This window comes from Pantoea sp. GM01, from assembly GCF_000282675.1.
GTDB lineage: Bacteria > Pseudomonadota > Gammaproteobacteria > Enterobacterales > Enterobacteriaceae > Pantoea > Pantoea nemavictus.
In genome coordinates, this window is the sequence record NZ_AKIU01000002.1 from 43,174 (window position 1) to 60,095 (window position 16,922).

Consider the following 16,922-nt stretch of genomic DNA (forward strand, 5'->3'; position numbering starts at 1 on the left):
GATGCCAAAACGTACAGACATAAAATCCATCCTGATCCTTGGCGCTGGCCCGATCGTAATCGGCCAGGCATGTGAATTTGACTACTCCGGTGCGCAAGCGTGTAAAGCGCTGCGCGAAGAGGGTTACCGCGTCATTCTGGTGAACTCGAACCCGGCCACAATCATGACCGACCCGGAAATGGCCGATGCCACCTACATCGAGCCGATTCACTGGGAAGTGGTACGCAAAATTATCGAAAAAGAGCGCCCGGATGCGGTGCTGCCGACCATGGGCGGCCAGACTGCGCTGAACTGTGCGCTGGAGCTAGAGCGTCAAGGCGTGCTGGCTGAATTCGGCGTCACCATGATTGGTGCCACCGCCGATGCGATTGACAAAGCCGAAGATCGCCGCCGTTTCGACGTAGCGATGAAAAGCATTGGTTTGGGCACCGCGCGTTCCGGTATTGCGCACAACATGGAAGAAGCGCTGGCGGTGGCCGAAGACGTTGGCTTCCCGTGCATCATCCGTCCTTCCTTTACCATGGGCGGCACCGGCGGCGGTATCGCCTATAACCGCGAAGAGTTCGAAGAGATTTGCGAGCGCGGTCTGGATCTGTCTCCAACCAATGAGCTGCTGATTGACGAGTCGCTGATTGGCTGGAAAGAGTACGAGATGGAAGTGGTGCGTGATAAAAACGACAACTGCATCATCGTCTGTTCAATCGAAAACTTCGATGCGATGGGCATCCACACCGGTGACTCGATCACCGTGGCGCCAGCGCAAACCCTGACCGACAAAGAGTATCAAATCATGCGTAACGCCTCGCTGGCGGTACTGCGTGAGATCGGTGTAGAAACCGGCGGTTCTAACGTTCAGTTCTCGGTGAACCCGAAAGATGGCCGTATGATCGTTATCGAAATGAACCCGCGCGTGTCCCGTTCGTCGGCGCTGGCATCGAAAGCCACCGGCTTCCCGATTGCTAAAGTGGCAGCGAAGCTGGCGGTGGGCTTCACCCTCGATGAGCTGATGAACGACATCACCGGCGGCTTAACGCCTGCGTCGTTTGAACCCTCTATCGACTACGTCGTGACTAAAATTCCTCGTTTCAACTTCGAGAAGTTCGCTGGCGCCAACGATCGCCTGACTACGCAGATGAAATCAGTGGGTGAAGTGATGGCGATTGGCCGTACTTTCCAGGAATCGATGCAGAAAGCGCTGCGCGGCCTGGAAGTGGGCGCCAACGGTTTTGACCCGAAAGTCAGCCTGGACGATGCCGAAGCACTGACGCGCATTCGCCGTGAGCTGAAAGATGCCGGTTCTGACCGTATCTGGTACATCGCCGATGCCTTCCGTGCTGGCATGTCGGTGGATGGCGTGTTCAATCTCACCAACATCGACCGCTGGTTCCTGGTACAGATTGAAGAGCTGGTGCGTCTGGAAGAGCAGGTTGAACGCGAAGGCGTGAACTCGCTGAATGCTGAATTCCTGCGGGCCCTGAAACGTAAAGGCTTTGCCGATGTGCGTCTGGCCACGCTGGCCGGCGTTTCAGAAGGCGAAATTCGCAAGCTGCGTCAGCAGTTTAATCTGCATCCGGTCTACAAACGCGTCGATACCTGCGCCGCTGAATTTGCCACCGATACCGCGTATATGTACTCAACCTACGAGGAGGAGTGCGAAGCCAATCCAAATCAGGATCGTGAAAAAATTATGATTCTGGGCGGTGGTCCAAACCGTATCGGCCAGGGCATCGAGTTTGATTACTGCTGCGTGCATGCGGCGCTGGCACTGCGTGAAGACGGTTACGAAACCATCATGGTTAACTGTAACCCGGAAACCGTATCGACCGATTATGACACCTCAGATCGCCTCTACTTCGAGCCGGTCACGCTGGAAGATGTGCTGGAAATCGTGCGCATTGAGCAACCAAAAGGCGTCATCGTGCAGTATGGCGGCCAGACTCCGCTGAAACTGGCGCGCGCGCTGGAAGCGGCTGGCGTGCCGGTGATTGGTACCAGCCCGGATGCCATTGACCGTGCAGAAGACCGTGAACGTTTCCAGCAGGCGGTTGATCGCCTGAATCTGAAGCAACCGGCGAACGCCACCGTTGCCACGCTGGAGCAGGCGGTAGAAAAAGCGGCCGGTATCGGCTATCCGCTGGTGGTACGTCCTTCTTATGTGCTGGGCGGCCGCGCGATGGAAATCGTTTACGATGAAATCGACCTGAAGCGCTACTTCCAGACCGCGGTTTCGGTCTCTAACGATGCGCCGGTGTTGCTGGATCGTTTCCTCGACGACGCGGTTGAAGTGGATGTAGATGCGATTTGCGACGGCGAGCGTGTGCTGATTGGCGGCATTATGGAGCACATCGAGCAAGCAGGCGTGCACTCCGGTGACTCCGCATGTTCACTGCCAGCCTACACGCTGAGCACTGAAATTCAGAACGTGATGCGCCAGCAGGTAGAGAAACTGGCCTTTGAGCTGAACGTACGCGGCTTGATGAACGTGCAGTTTGCGGTGAAGGACAACGAGGTTTACCTGATTGAGGTTAACCCGCGTGCCGCACGTACCGTACCGTTTGTGTCGAAAGCCACCGGCGTGGCGCTGGCGAAAGTAGCGGCGCGCGTAATGGCCGGCAAAACGCTGGCGGAGCAGGGCGTCACCAAAGAAGTGATTCCTCCGTATTACTCGGTAAAAGAAGTGGTGCTGCCGTTCAACAAGTTCCCAGGTGTTGACCCGATTCTCGGCCCTGAAATGCGCTCTACCGGTGAAGTGATGGGCGTTGGTCGAACCTTCGCAGAAGCCTTTGCGAAAGCGATGCTGGGCGCGCAGAGCAATATGAAGAAAACCGGCCGTGCACTGTTGTCAGTACGTGAAGGCGATAAGAAACGTATCGTCGACCTGGCGGCGAAGCTGCAGAAGTTTGGTTTCGAGCTGGATGCCACGCACGGCACCGCAGTGGTACTGGGCGAAGCTGGCATTAATCCACGTCTGGTGAACAAGGTGCATGAAGGTCGTCCGCACATTCAGGATCGTCTGAAGAACGGCGAATATGCTTACATCGTGAACACCACTGCAGGACGTCAGGCGATTGAAGACTCTAAGCTGATTCGTCGCAGCGCACTGCAATATAAGGTGCATTACGACACTACGCTGAACGGCGGCTTTGCTACTGCGATGGCGCTGAATGCGGATCCAACAGAGCAGGTGATTTCCGTGCAGGAAATGCATGCGCAAATTAAAGGCTAATCAGTTCGTTAGCTAAAATAAGCGGCTCCTTCGGGGGCCGTTTTTATTTTGTCATTTGCTGCAATATGGAAATGCTTATACGTTAAAATTCTTTAGATTTGACATAACTTTTATCAGTTGATGCGGAAAACGTTACACCTCGGAATATCCGCACAAAATTATAAATAAGAACCCAGTAAGCGCACCGTACTATTTCGCTCGCTCACCAATAGAGCGCTCACCTTAACTGGGATATAAAAAATGCAAATGCGTGCTTTCACTCTCAGCGCTATTGCTGCGTTACTCGCAGCGGCGCCACTCGCCAGCCAGGCGGAAATTACTTTACTCAAGCAGGATCCCCAGGCGGGCGATCCGCTCAGCCGTCTCGACTTCAAAGTGGGCGGCAGTATTCGTCCGCAGTTCCAGCACCAAAATGGTGTGAACGACCAATCCTATAAACGTAATGGCTATGATGGCGGTTCACGTTTCCGCTTCACTGCGAATTACTACCTGTTTGATGACGTAAGCTGGGTCGGTTACTACGAGCTGGGTGTTAACTTCCCGGCTTGGTGGGGTTGGGACAATCATCATGCTGATGGCGCCAACAATACCACCCGTCGCCAACTTTACACGGGCTTCAAAAGTGCCACTTTGGGTGAGCTCTACTTTGGTCAGCAGAACAGCGTTTACTACGATGTAGTGGGCGCGAAGACCGATATCTGGGACTATGACATGTTGGCTCAGGGCCCAGGCAACGGTATTAATGGCGATTACGATGGTTCATATCGCTCGCGCAAAATGTTGAAGTACAAAAACACCTTCGGCGATGCAGATGTGTATGCATCTTATCTGTTTGAAGATAACGAGTTCCTGCCGGGTAACGGCCTACGCTACAAGCGTAAAGGCGGCGGCTCGCTGGGTGTGAACTATCACATCACCAAAGATCTGGCATGGGGAACCGCGTGGAACTACACCCGCGCAGATATTCGTAATCCAGGCAATGGTGACAGCAAGCGCTACGACCAGAATATCTACGGTACCGCATTGAGCTGGACGCCGGATAACTGGACGCTGTCAGCAGGTGCGGGTTGGTATGAAAACTTCTCTCCAACCAAACGTAATACGGTAAACAACTACTTCGCGGATGACGCGTGGGGTATTGAATACTTTGCCGGTTACAAATTCCCAATCGGTCAGTATGCGGTGAAATCAATTCAGCCTTACTTCATGGGTGACCGTCTGGAGTTCGTCAACGGACGTGATTACAAACGTATCGATAATGGGGTTGGCGTGAGCGCACAACTCGACTACGGCTTCCGTATTGATTACGAATATGTCATCACCTCAAGCACCGACAAATCACTGGGTAACGTCAACCTGGTGCGTCTGCGCTACGATTTCTAAATCGTCTTAACGGCTCCTGCGGGAGCCGTTTTCTTTTGGTGCACAGAGTGCGTTTTTCTTTACACTGCCATACCGAGTGTCCACGGGTTCGTGCTGAGTTGTGCCGCCTCGCCAGCAATTTCTGGCGCCTCTCCCCGCTATTGCTGGGAAAGTCGGTGTAAAACTCTGTCCAATAACAAAAGTGCGGTGGCATCGGAGCTTTACGCAAATAGCGGGGTCGGCCTATCGACGAAAGTTTCGCCTTTACGTATGATGGCGCCAATTTTTTCCAGTAGGTCTTTTAACATGATTAGTCTGATCGCGGCACTGGCAACGGATCGCATTATTGGTATGGAAAACGCCATGCCATGGAATCTGCCAGCAGATTTGGCGTGGTTCAAACGTAATACCCTGAATAAGCCGGTGATTATGGGCCGCCTAACCTTTGAATCCATTGGCCGTCCGCTGCCTGGACGTCTTAATATTGTGGTCAGCAGCCAGCCTGGCAACCATGATGGCGTAACCTGGGTGACCTCGCTGGAAGAGGCGGTGAAAGCTGCGGGCGATGTAGAAGAGATGATGGTGATTGGCGGTGGACGCGTTTACGAGCAGATGCTGGCGCGCGCAGATCGTCTGTATCTGACGCATATCGACGCGGAAGTGGAAGGGGATACGCAATTCCCGGATTATGAGCCGGATGAGTGGCAATCAAACTTTAGCGAATTCCACGATGCCGACGAGCAGAACTCGCACAGCTACTGCTTTGAGATTCTGGATCGCCGTAAGTAGGGTTGGCCTTCAGGTGACCAATAAAAAACCCCGCTAAAGCGGGGTTTTTTAATTACGGCGTATCGCTTAACGGTGGATGTGCGCTGGCGGCGCTTTCCGCCATCGCCTGTTCACGATTCGAGGCTTGCACGTAATATTGTTTGGTTTCCCAATGCAACAGCGTCAGTGTTCCGCCCCAGCAGCAACCGGTATCCAGACCAATTACGTGTTCCGGTGTACCTTTTCCTTCCAGTGATGCCCAATGACCGAAAATCTGCGTGTAGTCGCTGTCGATCTTGCTCGGCACCATAAACCACGGCTTCAGCGGCGGTGGTGCAGATTCCGGGGATTCCTTGCAAATCATATCCAGCTGACCATTTGGAAAGCAGAAGCGCATGCGCGTTAGCGCATTGGTGCTAAACCGCAGGCGCGCCAGCCCGCTAAGCTCCGGCGTCCAGTTGTTTGGCATGTCGCCGTACATGGCGTCGAGAAACAGCGGATAGCTGTCGCTGGAAAGCACCGCTTCTACTTCGCGCGCGCACAACTGCGCCGTTTCCAGATCCCACTGCGGTGTAATCCCGGCATGCGCCATTAATAGCTTCTTCTCTTCATCTACCTGCAGCAGCGGCTGACGACGTAACCAGTTGATCAGTTCATCGGCATCATCGGCTTCCAGCAGCGGCGTCAGGCGATCTTTCGGCTTATTACGGCTGATACCGGCAAACACCGCCAGCAGGTGCAGATCGTGATTGCCCAGCACCAGGCGCACGCAATCGCCCAGCGATTTCACATAGCGCAACACATTGAGCGAGCCGGGCCCGCGCGCCACCAGATCGCCGGTGAGCCACAATGTGTCCTGCTGCGGATCGAAATCGACCTGCGCCAGCAACGCACGAAGCTCGTCATAACAGCCATGGATATCGCCAATCAGGTATGTACTCATTGTCAGTCCGGTTAAAACGCGCCGCCCGGACGGGCCGGGCGGAGGAGGATTAATGAATGTGGGTTTGCACCGCAAGTCGGAACACGGGAATTTCGACGTTGAACTCTTCGCCCGCTTCATCGATCATCACATAGTGACCCTGCATAGTGCCCATCGGCGTTTCAAGAATCGCGCCGCTGGTGTATTGATACTCGCCGCCGGCCGCGATGTGCGGCTGCTCGCCGACCACGCCTTCGCCCTGGACTTCAGTCTCGCGACCGTTACCGTTGGTGATCAGCCAATAGCGGCTGCGCAGCTGTACGCTGCTGCGCCCTAAATTGCGGATGGTGATGGTGTAGGCAAACACGTAGCGATCCTCGTCGGGCAAGGATTGCGACTCCACATACTGACTATGTACATGGATACAGACGCGGGCCAGTTCACTCATGCACTCAATTCTCCGGGTTTTCAGCCTGATGCTTGCTCAACCAGTTTGCCAGTTGGCAATATTGCGCCACAGAAACGTTTTCTGCACGCAGTGAGGCATCGATATCTAATTGATCCAGCGCACCAGCCGCAAACATATGAGCAAGGCTGTTGCGCAGCGTTTTACGGCGTTTACCAAAGGCTTCTGTGGTAATGCGGCTCAGCAGACGAATATCGCTCACCGGATGCTGTGGCTGCGTATAAGGCACCAAACGCACCACGGCCGAATCTACTTTCGGTGGCGGCGTGAACGATTCAGGCGGCACTTCGAGCACAGGGATAACCTGGCAATAGTACTGTGCCATCACGCTCAGACGACCATAAGCTTTGCTGCCAGGACCGGCGACTAAACGATTCACCACTTCTTTCTGCAACATGAAGTGCATGTCTTTAATCGAACCAGTATAGCTGAAAAGGTGGAACATCAGCGGCGTGGAGATGTTGTACGGCAGGTTGCCAAATACGCGCAGCGGCTGACCTTTCTCCTGCGCCAGGGCAGAAAAATCAAAGGTCATTGCATCCTGCTGGAAGATGGTCAGCTTAGGGCCGAGGAACGGGTGCGTTTGCAGACGCGCGGCAAGGTCGCGGTCCAGCTCGACAACGGTCAGCTCATCCAGACGCTCGCCTACCGGTTCGGTTAACGCACCAAGGCCGGGGCCAATTTCCACAATGGCTTCGCCTTTTTGCGGATGAATGGCGGAGACAATGCTGTCGATAATGTACTGATCGTTCAGAAAGTTCTGCCCGAAACGTTTACGGGCATAATGCCCCTGATGGACGCGATTATTCATTACTGCTCTTGATCATAGTGATGGCGAGATTAAGCGCCGTGATAAAGCTGCCCGGTTCCGCCTGACCCAGTCCGGCTAATTCAAGCGCGGTGCCGTGATCGACAGAAGTCCGGATAAAGGGCAGGCCAAGCGTGATATTTACCGCCCGGCCAAACCCCTGAAATTTTAGCACCGGTAAGCCCTGGTCGTGATACATCGCCAGCACTGCGTCGGCATGTTGCAGGTATTTCGGCTGGAATAACGTATCCGCTGGCAGTGGTCCAGTGAGTTGGATGCCTTGCTGACGCAGCTCGTTGAGTGCCGGAATAATGGTATCAATCTCTTCACGGCCCATATGGCCGCTCTCGCCGGCATGCGGATTGAGGCCGCAGACGAAGATATGCGGATTTGGCAAACCAAACTTTAGCTGAAGATCGCGATGCAAAATCGTGATCACTTCATGTAGCGTATCGCGGGTAATTGCTGCAGACACATCTTTCAACGGCAGATGCGTCGTGGCTAAGGCGACACGCAACTCTTCAGTTGCCAGCATCATAACCACTAAATCGCCACCGGCGCGATCGGCGAAAAATTCGGTGTGACCGGTAAACGGGATGCCCGCGTCGTTGATCACGCCTTTATGTACTGGCCCGGTAATCAGCGCAGCGAATTCACCCTTCAGACAACCATCGCAGGCGCGCGTCAGCGTTTCCAGCACATAGTGGCTGTTAGCGACGCACAGTTCACCAGCGGTGACGGGCTGCGCGGTATCCACTTGCAGTAGCGTAAGGGTACCGGCCTGCTGCGGTTGTGCCGCGACGCCAGGCTGATAGTCGCGCAGCGTCAGCGGTAAACCCAATAAAGCAGCGCGACGGCGCAAAAGCTCGCCGTCGCCGCAGACCACCAATTCAACGGGCCAGTTTTGCTGTGCCAGTTGAACGGTGAGGTCGGGACCAATCCCGGCGGGTTCGCCGGGAGTGATCGCTACACGATAATTACTGACCATTGTTATCCAGAATTTTCACGTAAGCACTGGCGCGCTGTTCCTGCATCCAGGTTTGCGCTTCTTCCGCGAATTTACGGTTGAACAGCATACGGTAGGCGCGCTCTTTCTGCGCAGCATCGGTCTTATCGACCTGACGCGTATCCAGCAGCTGAATCAGATGCCAGCCGAAGGAGGAGTGAACTGGCTGGCTCACCTGGCCTTTCTGCAGTTTCAACAGTGCATCGCGGAATGCCGGATCGTAAATTTCCGGTGATGCCCAGCCAAGATCGCCGCCCTGATTGGCAGAACCCGGATCGTCAGAGAACTGCTTGGCCGCTGCGGCGAAGGTGGTTTTACCGCTTTGAATGTCGGCCGCGATCTGTTCGATCTTCGCTTGAGCCTGCGCGTCAGTCAGAATCGGTGACGGCTTCAGCAGGATGTGACGCGCGTGTACTTCAGTCACGGAGATGTTTTTACTCTCGCCACGCAGATCGTTCACCTTCAGGATATGGAAGCCGACACCTGAACGGATTGGGCCGACGATATCGCCTTTCTTCGCGGTGCTCAGCGCCTGCGAGAACAGCGTTGGCAGCTCTTCGATTTTACCCCAACCCATGTTGCCGCCTTTCAGCGCTTGTGGATCGGCTGAGTAAGTGACGGCCAGTTTGCCGAAGTCAGCACCGCTTTTCAGCTGAGCAACCAATTGGCGCGCCAGCGTTTCCTGATCGTCAACCTGCTGTTGCGTTGGGTTCTCTGACAGTGGCAGCAGAATCTGGCTAATGTTCAGTTCCGTACCCTGGCTGTTCTGCGCTCCGACCTGAGCGGCCAACGTGTCCACTTCCTGCGGCAGGATGGTGACGCGGCGACGCACTTCGTTATTACGCACTTCGGCAATCATCATCTCTTTGCGGATCTGCGCGCGATAGACGTTGTAGTTCATACCGTCGTAAGCCAGACGACTACGCAGCTGATCAAGACTCATGCGATTCTGTGCGGCAATGTTTTGAATAGCCTGATCCAGTTGCTGATCGCTAATCTGCACGCCTGCTTTTTCACCCATTTGCAGAATGATGTTATCCATGACCTGGCGTTCAAGGATTTGATGACGCAATGTGTTGTCATCAGGGAGCTGCTGGTTTGCCTGCTGCGCCTGTGATTTCACGGTGCGCATCATGTCATCAACGTCACTTTCGAGTACCACGCCGTTATTTACGACTGCGGCAACTTTATCAACCACTTGTGGGGCTGCGAACGCAGTGTTAGCGGTAATCGCCACACCAAGAATCAGCATTCTCCAGTTCTTCATACTTTATCCATTGTTGTTTCCGCACTGCGGGATAGCCTGTCAAACATCACAACATCAGAAAGCGCGCTGGTAAGGGATGATGCCCTGACGCAGCATTTGATTGGTGCCTAAGCCATAGTTGGAACTCAGACCACGCAGCTCAATGTTGAATGAGATTTGGTTGTCATACTTACTGTCGTTGTTTTCCCAACCGTTGATCTTGCGTTCGTAACCCAGACGAATGGCATAGCAGCACGAGCTGTACTGCAGTCCGACCATTTGTTCAGCAGGACGGCTGTTGCGCGTATCGTAGTAGTAACCGCCCACCAGTGACCAGGCATCTGCAATCGGCCAGCTGGCAGTGGTACCCACCTGTGAAATCCCGTTTTTGTAGATCGGGTTAGTCACCAGGTTTGAGTTGTTCAGGGCCTGTGCCACATATTCCGGGCTGCTGTAGCGATAGCTCAGCTGCACCATACGGTCGGCGTCCTGACGATACTCAACTACCGCATTACCCTGCGATACGTCATCAAGGCGGGTGTCATATTGCAGTCCGCCACGCGCGCCCCAGCGATCGCTGATTTTCCAGTAGGTGTCGCCGGCCCATACCAGGCTGCCGGTGTCATCTTCTTTATTTGTCTGGTTTACGCCGGTACGAGACGGGGTAAACGAGTAGATTTGACCCACAGAAACGTTAAAACGTTCAACCAGATCGTTATCATAAATACGCGTGGTGACACCGGTCGCCACTTCGTTCGCCGAAGCGATACGATCGAGGCCGCTATAAGTACGATCGCGGAACAGACCGGTGTAGTCGGTTTGCAGCAGCGTTGAGTCGTATGGATAGATATCGCTTTGATTGCGATACGGGACGTAAAGATACTGAACACGTGGTTCCAGCGTCTGGGTGTAGCCTGGCTCCCAATCCATATCACGGTCAAACACTAACCGACCATCCACTTTGAACTGCGGCAGGGTACGATTGACCGAGTTCTTCAGCTGGTTATCACCGGCGGTATTAATTGAAGTGTTGTAGTAATCAACTTCATCCTGCTGGTAATGGGTCGCGAGGAATTTTGCTTCGGTATCCAGACTTGCCCAGCCATTTGACAGCGGAAGATCCAGCGTTGGCTCGATGTGCAAACGTGTCGCTTCAGGCATGCGGCTATTCACGTTGGTGAATTTAACCGCCTGCGCATAGACGCGGCCATCGAACGGTCCGATATCATTCTGATAAAAGTTTAGGTCGAGCTGCGGCTGCGCTCGGTAGACGTTTCGATTGCTGGTCGTACCGAAGACCTGGAAGTCTTTGCTCGACAGCGTAGCGTCCCAGTTGGTGTCCGCATAGCCAAAGCTGAATTTCTGCGTGGCGTAACCGTCGGTTGAGCTATAGTACTTCGACTCAAGATCGTTGAAGTAATAAGGATCGCTGACTTTGGTGTAGTCGGCGTTAAAGCGCCAGTGCTGATCGTAAACGCCCGCATGACGCCAGTAGAATAACCAGCGATCGGAGCTGTCATTCTCTGCGATTCCGCGCACCGCTTTATCGTTGTCGTATTGCTTATCTGACTTCAGGTAGTCCAGCTCCATCAAGCCCGCGCCAAACACCGTCAGATAGCGGAATTCGTTCTGCAATTGCAGACCGCGTTTTTCCATATAATGCGGTGTAATAGTGGCATCGGCCTGCGGTGCAATGTTCCAGTAGTACGGCAACATGAATTCGAAGCCGTCATTGCTGCCGTACTTCGCATTCGGGATCAGGAAACCGGAACGGCGACGATCGCCAATCGGCAGCTGCAAATAGGGGCTGTAGAACACTGGCACATTGCCGAGTTTAAAGCGGGCGTTCCAGATTTCCGCGACTTCTTCTTCGCGGTCCTGAATCACCTCGGAACCGACCACGCTCCAGCTGTTGGAACCCGGCAAGCAGGAAGTGAAGCTGCCGTTTTCCAGAATGGTGTACCGATTGTTACCGCGCAGTTTCATCTGATCGGCATCGCCGCGGCCCTGGCGGCCAACCATCTGATAATCACCATTCCACACGTTGGTGTCTTTGGTGTTCAGATTTGACCAGGCTTTCGGACCTTTGAGGATGACCTGGTTGTCGTCATAGTGCACATTACCCAGCGCATCCACGGTGCGAACCGGCGTGGTTTGCCCATCTTGCGGACGCTGATGCAGTTGCATCTCGTCAGCGCGCAAGCGGCTATTGCCCTGTTGCACATCGACGTTGCCAGTGAACACCGCGTCATTCGGATAATTGCCTTTGGCTGAATCAGAATTGATGGTGACCGGCAGCGAATTGGTATCGCCATTAACCAGCGGGCGGTTGTAGCTCGGCACGCCCAGCATGCACTGCGACATCAGATCGTCGGCAAGTGATGACTGGCTATAAAGCGCTGCACCAATCATGGTAGCCAGCAAGGTAGGTATACGTTTTTTCATACGCGGTTTCGATAATTCCATGAAAACTGGCATCATGCCGACAATCCGGTCAGAGACTAACTTACTGCCCGGCGTTGCGCCAGTGTTAATCCTTTTCTGTCCGCGTTGCCGTTAGGCGCTGAGATAAATGACAGGTATGATAATGCAATTTTCAGCCGCAAGCATGGCGAATTGAGGAGTTTATGCGCTACTGGGGAAAAGTAATTGGTCTGGCACTCGGTATATTTTCCGGGGCGGGCTTTTGGGGCATTGTACTGGGTCTGATCATTGGTCACATGTTTGACAAAGTGCGCAGCGTAAAAGGGCAGGGATATTTCGCCAATAACCAGGCGCGACAGACACTGTTTTTCAGTACCACCTTCCAGGTGATGGGCCATTTGACCAAGTCAAAAGGGCGCGTGACCGAAGCGGATATCCAGATTGCTTCCTTATTTATGGATCGTATGCAGCTGCATGGTGATGCGCGCAGCGCTGCACAGCGTGCGTTTCGCGAAGGCAAGCAGAGCGACTATCCGCTGCGCAATAAACTGCGCGAGCTACGCAGCGCCTGTTTTGGCCGTTTCGATCTGATTCGTATGTTTCTGGAAATCCAGATCCAGGCCGCTTTCGCCGATGGTTCACTGCATCCCAACGAACGTCAGGTGCTGTATGTCATTGCGGAAGAGCTAGGCATCTCGCGCGCGCAGTTCGATCAGTTCCTGCGCATGATGGAGGGCGGGCAGCAGTTTGGCGGCGGCGGTTCTTCCTACGGCGGTGCGTATCAGCAGACCCAACGCGGGCCCACACTGGAAGATGCCTGTAGCGTGCTGGGCGTGAAAAGCAGCGATGATAGCACCACCATCAAACGCGCTTATCGTAAGCTAATGAGCGAGCATCATCCTGATAAACTGGTGGCGAAAGGATTACCGCCAGAGATGATGGAGATGGCGAAACAGAAAGCGCAGGAAATCCAGGCGGCTTACGATTTGATTCGTAAGGAGAAGGGGTTTAAGTAAGTTTGTTTTTCCCTCACTTTAGCCCTCTACCGCGCGCGGGCGAGGGTTGGGGTGAGGGAAGAAGCTAAAACTCTGCCGGCTGCCTAAATGTCATGCTGTTACCAAAAGCCGGATGGGTAATCGTCAGAGATTCGGCATGCAGCTGCAAACGCGGGGCCATCGCCAGCGCCTCTTGGTGCGCATAAAAGCGGTCACCGAGAATCGGATGCCCCAGCGCCAGCAGATGTACACGCAGCTGATGTGAACGTCCGGTAATCGGCTTCAGCTTGATGCGCGCGCTGTGAGTCGCTTCGTACTCCAGCACCTGATACTCCGTTTGCGCCGCCTTGCCGTTCTCGAAACACACCATCTGCTTCGGCCGATTCGGCCAGTCGCAAATCAGCGGCAGATCGATTAACCCTTCTTCTGACGCCGGATGTCCCCAAACACGCGCCACATAATACTTAGAGGGCTCGCGCTCACGAAACTGGCGCTTGAGTTCACGCTCTGCCGCTTTATTCAGGGCCACGATTATCACGCCGCTGGTGGCCATATCAAGACGATGCACCGATTCCGCCTGCGGGAAATCACGCTGGATGCGCGTCATCACGCTATCCTTGTGCTCCTCAAGACGACCCGGCACTGACAGCAACCCGCTCGGTTTATTCACCACCATAATGTGCTCGTCCTGATAGAGAATATGCAGCCAGGGCTCGAGCGGCGGGTTGTAGGCTTCCATCAGCATGATGTCGCGGTCCTGAACATTATTGGTGCGTCACGACGATCAGGCGCAGCGCATCAAGACGCCAGCCCGCATCGCCCAGGCTTTCCAGCACCTGCTCGCGATTGCTTTCTAGCGCTTCAACCTCATCATCACGGATGTTGGGGTTAACAGCGCGCAGCGCTTCGAGGCGTGACAGTTCTGAACCCAGCTTCTCTTCGGCTTCGACTTTCGCCGCCGCGATAATCGCCTGCGCTTCCGGCACAATCACTTTTTCCGCCTGGGTCAGAATCTCGTGCACATCTTGCTGCACGGCATTCACCAGCTTGCTGCCAGTATGGCGATTCACCGCATTGAGCTGACGGTTAAAGCTTTCAAACTCGACCTTGCCAGCCAAATTGTTACCGGCACGATCCATCAGCAAACGCACCGGGGTTGGCGGCAAGAAGCGGGTGAGCTGCAGGCTTTTCGGCGCTTGCGCTTCAACCACATAGATCATCTCCACCAGCAGCGTACCTACCGGCAGCGCCTTGTTCTTCAGCAGCGACAGCGCGCAGCTGCCGGTATCGCCGGAAAGAATCAGATCGAGACCATTAAGAATCAGCGGGTGTTCCCAGGTGATGAACTGCGTGTCTTCGCGTGACAGCGCCTGATTACGGTTGAAGGTTACGGTACAACCGTCCTCCGGCAGGCCAGGGAAATCGGGCACCAGCATGTGATCGGATGGCGTCAGCACAATCAGGCTGTCGCTGCGATCTTCCTGGTTGATGCCGACGATATCGAACAGGTTCAGCGCGAAGTTAACCAGATCGGTATCATTATCCTGTTCGCCGATGGCATTCGCCAACGCTTGTGCCGCTTCGCCACCGTTGGAGTTGAGTTCCAGCAGGCGGTCGCGCCCCTGTTCCAGCTGCGATTTCAGCGCATCATGCTGCTTGCGGCTCTCGGTGATGAACGCATCCAGCCCCTGCGGGTTTTCCGGCGCGGCGAGGTATTCAATCAGCTGCTTGTACTCGTTGTCATAGATCGCGCGGCCGGTTGGACAGGTATGCTCAAACGCGTCCAGACCTTCGTGATACCAGCGCAGCAGCACTGCCTGGGCGGTTTTTTCCAGCCACGGCACCAGAATCTGGATGTCATGCATTTGGCCGATACGATCGAGACGACCGATACGCTGTTCCAGTAGATCGGGGTTGAACGGCAAATCGAACATCACCAGACGACTGGCGAACTGGAAGTTACGGCCTTCTGAACCGATTTCCGAGCACAGCAATACCTGCGCGCCATCCTCTTCGGAGGCGAAGAAGGCGGCTGCACGGTCGCGTTCAATGATCGACAAACCTTCGTGGAATACAGCAGCGCGAATACCTTCACGCTCACGCAGTACCTGCTCCAGCTGCAGCGCGGTGGCCGCTTTGGCGCAAATCACCAGCACTTTCTCTTTGCGGTTGCTGGTGAGATAGCCCATCAGCCACTCAACGCGGGGATCGAAGTTCCACCAGGTGCCGCTATCGCCTTCGAATTCCTGATAAATCTGCTCGGGATACAGCATGTCGCGCGCGCGCTCTTCTGCACTTTTGCGCGTGCCCATGATGCCGGAGACTTTAATGGCGGTCTGATACTGTGCCGGCAGCGGCAGGCGAATTTGGTGCAGCTCGCGTTTCGGGAAGCCTTTTACACCGTTTCGGGTGTTACGGAACAGTACGCGGCTGGTGCCGTGACGATCCATCAGCATTGAGACCAGCTCTTTACGCGCATCCTCTTTGCCGTCGCGATCGCTATTGGCCACTTGCAGCAACGGCTCGATATCCTGCTCACCGATCAAATCGTTGATCAGATTCATTTCATCTTTGCTGATGGCGTGATCGGCCAGCAGCGAGCTGACGGCATCTGCCACCGGGCGATAATGCTGCTGCTCTTCAACGAACTGGCCAAAATCGTGGAAGCGATTCGGATCGAGCAGGCGCAGACGGGCAAAGTGGCTCTCTAAGCCCAGCTGTTCCGGGGTTGCGGTCAGCAGCAGCACGCCAGCTGTTTTCTCTGCCAGCTGCTCGATGACCTGATATTCACGGCTCGGCGCGTCTTCGCTCCACGCGAGGTGGTGCGCTTCATCGACCACCAGCAGATCCCATTCGGCGTCCGCCAGCAGTTCAAGACGCTGTTTATTACGGCGTACAAAGTCGAGCGAACAGATAATTAACTGCTCGGTTTCAAAAGCGTTATCGCTGTCATGCTGGGCTTCGGTATAGCGGTCATCATCAAACAGCGCAAAGCGCAGGTTAAAGCGACGCAGCATCTCTACCAGCCACTGATGTTGCAGCGTTTCCGGCACCACAATCAGCACGCGTTCGGCGCGACCGGCCAGCAGCTGTTGCTGGATGATCATCCCGGCTTCAATGGTTTTACCCAGGCCCACTTCGTCCGCCAGCAGGACGCGCGGCGCATGGCGACGGCCAACATCGTGCGCGATGTGCAGCTGATGCGGGATCAGATTGGTGCGCATACCGCGCAGGCCGCTGATCGGCAAACGATATTGCTCACTATGATATTTACGCGCACGAAAACGCAGCGCAAAGCGATCCATACGGTCGAGCTGACCGGCGAACAAGCGATCCTGCGGCTTGCTGAACACCAGTTTGCTGTCCAGCATCACTTCACGCATCACCACATCGGTTTCTTCGTTATCGAGACGCGTGCCGATGTAAGTCATTAACTCGTTTTCGTTGCGGACTTCATCGACGCACATCTGCCAGCCTTCATGGCTGGTGATGGTGTCACCCGGATTGAAAATTACACGGGTAACCGGAGCATCATTTCGTGCATACAGGCGGTTTTCGCCGGTTGCCGGAAACAGCATGGTAATCATACGCGTATCAATCGCGACAACCGTGCCCAGTCCCAGTTCACTTTCCGTATCACTAATCCAGCGCTGACCCAGTGTAAAAACCATATATTTTTTGCTCGACTCTCTTACATGC

The 16,922-nt window shown here is 54.7% G+C and carries 12 protein-coding genes; 4 read left to right on the forward strand and 8 right to left on the reverse strand.

From position 1 onward, the window contains the following. The first annotated feature begins 1 nt into the window (after window position 1). From carB to folA, 3 genes are all read left to right on the forward strand, one after another. Window positions 2-3,226, forward strand: a complete 3,225-nt coding sequence (carB, locus tag PMI17_RS00440) for a carbamoyl-phosphate synthase large subunit (protein WP_007884964.1) — start codon at window positions 2-4, stop codon at window positions 3,224-3,226. A gap of 240 nt (window positions 3,227-3,466) precedes the next feature. Further along, window positions 3,467-4,609 (forward strand): porin, encoded by a 1,143-nt coding sequence (locus PMI17_RS00445; RefSeq protein WP_007884966.1) that lies wholly within the window; start codon window positions 3,467-3,469, stop codon window positions 4,607-4,609. A 285-nt stretch (window positions 4,610-4,894) separates the two neighbouring features. Continuing rightward, window positions 4,895-5,377, forward strand: a complete 483-nt coding sequence (gene folA, locus PMI17_RS00450; RefSeq protein WP_007884968.1) for a type 3 dihydrofolate reductase — start codon at window positions 4,895-4,897, stop codon at window positions 5,375-5,377. A gap of 52 nt (window positions 5,378-5,429) precedes the next feature. Here folA and apaH read toward each other — a convergent pair whose 3' ends face one another. From apaH to lptD, 6 genes are read right to left on the reverse strand one after another with little or no spacing between them, the layout of a single operon-like run. Continuing rightward, the gene (gene apaH / locus PMI17_RS00455; RefSeq protein ID WP_007884973.1) at window positions 5,430-6,299 is read right to left on the reverse strand and encodes a bis(5'-nucleosyl)-tetraphosphatase (symmetrical) ApaH; all 870 of its coding nucleotides are present in this window, start codon (window positions 6,297-6,299) and stop codon (window positions 5,430-5,432) included. Window positions 6,300-6,348: 49 nt separating this feature from the next. Continuing rightward, the gene (gene apaG / locus PMI17_RS00460; RefSeq protein ID WP_007884974.1) at window positions 6,349-6,726 is read right to left on the reverse strand and encodes a Co2+/Mg2+ efflux protein ApaG; all 378 of its coding nucleotides are present in this window, start codon (window positions 6,724-6,726) and stop codon (window positions 6,349-6,351) included. A 4-nt stretch (window positions 6,727-6,730) separates the two neighbouring features. After that, on the reverse strand, window positions 6,731-7,555 hold the full coding sequence (gene rsmA, locus PMI17_RS00465; protein ID WP_007884976.1) for a 16S rRNA (adenine(1518)-N(6)/adenine(1519)-N(6))-dimethyltransferase RsmA: 825 nt from the start codon (window positions 7,553-7,555) through the stop codon (window positions 6,731-6,733). Beyond that, window positions 7,548-8,540: a 4-hydroxythreonine-4-phosphate dehydrogenase PdxA gene (gene pdxA / locus PMI17_RS00470; RefSeq protein ID WP_007884978.1), complete on the reverse strand. Its 993-nt coding sequence runs from the start codon at window positions 8,538-8,540 to the stop codon at window positions 7,548-7,550. The genes rsmA and pdxA overlap by 8 nt, the downstream gene beginning before the upstream one ends. Then, a complete protein-coding gene (gene surA, locus PMI17_RS00475) occupies window positions 8,530-9,825 on the reverse strand; it encodes a peptidylprolyl isomerase SurA (RefSeq protein ID WP_007884980.1) in 1,296 nt (431 codons plus the stop codon). The genes pdxA and surA overlap by 11 nt, the downstream gene beginning before the upstream one ends. Before the next feature lie 54 nt (window positions 9,826-9,879). After that, window positions 9,880-12,249: an LPS assembly protein LptD gene (lptD, locus tag PMI17_RS00480; protein ID WP_193372766.1), complete on the reverse strand. Its 2,370-nt coding sequence runs from the start codon at window positions 12,247-12,249 to the stop codon at window positions 9,880-9,882. Window positions 12,250-12,431: 182 nt separating this feature from the next. Here lptD and djlA point away from each other — a divergent pair, with 182 nt between their 5' ends. After that, a complete protein-coding gene (gene djlA / locus PMI17_RS00485; protein ID WP_007884983.1) occupies window positions 12,432-13,244 on the forward strand; it encodes a co-chaperone DjlA in 813 nt (270 codons plus the stop codon). A gap of 64 nt (window positions 13,245-13,308) precedes the next feature. Here djlA and rluA read toward each other — a convergent pair whose 3' ends face one another. Further along, a complete protein-coding gene (rluA, locus tag PMI17_RS00490; protein ID WP_007884984.1) occupies window positions 13,309-13,968 on the reverse strand; it encodes a bifunctional tRNA pseudouridine(32) synthase/23S rRNA pseudouridine(746) synthase RluA in 660 nt (219 codons plus the stop codon). Window positions 13,969-13,987: 19 nt separating this feature from the next. Beyond that, window positions 13,988-16,894: an RNA polymerase-associated protein RapA gene (rapA, locus tag PMI17_RS00495; protein WP_007884985.1), complete on the reverse strand. Its 2,907-nt coding sequence runs from the start codon at window positions 16,892-16,894 to the stop codon at window positions 13,988-13,990. Window positions 16,895-16,922 lie beyond the last annotated feature (28 nt).

What these genes read in the sequence shown, in the direction of transcription:
- apaH (WP_007884973.1), bottom strand. Translation starts at nt 6,299, where the DNA reads ATGAGTACATACCTGATTGGCGATATCCATGGCTGTTATGACGAGCTT.
- surA (WP_007884980.1), bottom strand. Translation starts at nt 9,825, where the DNA reads ATGAAGAACTGGAGAATGCTGATTCTTGGTGTGGCGATTACCGCTAAC.
- PMI17_RS00445 (WP_007884966.1), top strand. Translation starts at nt 3,467, where the DNA reads ATGCAAATGCGTGCTTTCACTCTCAGCGCTATTGCTGCGTTACTCGCA.
- carB (WP_007884964.1), top strand. Translation starts at nt 2, where the DNA reads ATGCCAAAACGTACAGACATAAAATCCATCCTGATCCTTGGCGCTGGC.
- apaG (WP_007884974.1), bottom strand. Translation starts at nt 6,726, where the DNA reads ATGAGTGAACTGGCCCGCGTCTGTATCCATGTACATAGTCAGTATGTG.
- rluA (WP_007884984.1), bottom strand. Translation starts at nt 13,968, where the DNA reads ATGCTGATGGAAGCCTACAACCCGCCGCTCGAGCCCTGGCTGCATATT.
- djlA (WP_007884983.1), top strand. Translation starts at nt 12,432, where the DNA reads ATGCGCTACTGGGGAAAAGTAATTGGTCTGGCACTCGGTATATTTTCC.
- lptD (WP_193372766.1), bottom strand. Translation starts at nt 12,249, where the DNA reads ATGAAAAAACGTATACCTACCTTGCTGGCTACCATGATTGGTGCAGCG.
- rsmA (WP_007884976.1), bottom strand. Translation starts at nt 7,555, where the DNA reads ATGAATAATCGCGTCCATCAGGGGCATTATGCCCGTAAACGTTTCGGG.
- rapA (WP_007884985.1), bottom strand. Translation starts at nt 16,894, where the DNA reads ATGGTTTTTACACTGGGTCAGCGCTGGATTAGTGATACGGAAAGTGAA.
- folA (WP_007884968.1), top strand. Translation starts at nt 4,895, where the DNA reads ATGATTAGTCTGATCGCGGCACTGGCAACGGATCGCATTATTGGTATG.
- pdxA (WP_007884978.1), bottom strand. Translation starts at nt 8,540, where the DNA reads ATGGTCAGTAATTATCGTGTAGCGATCACTCCCGGCGAACCCGCCGGG.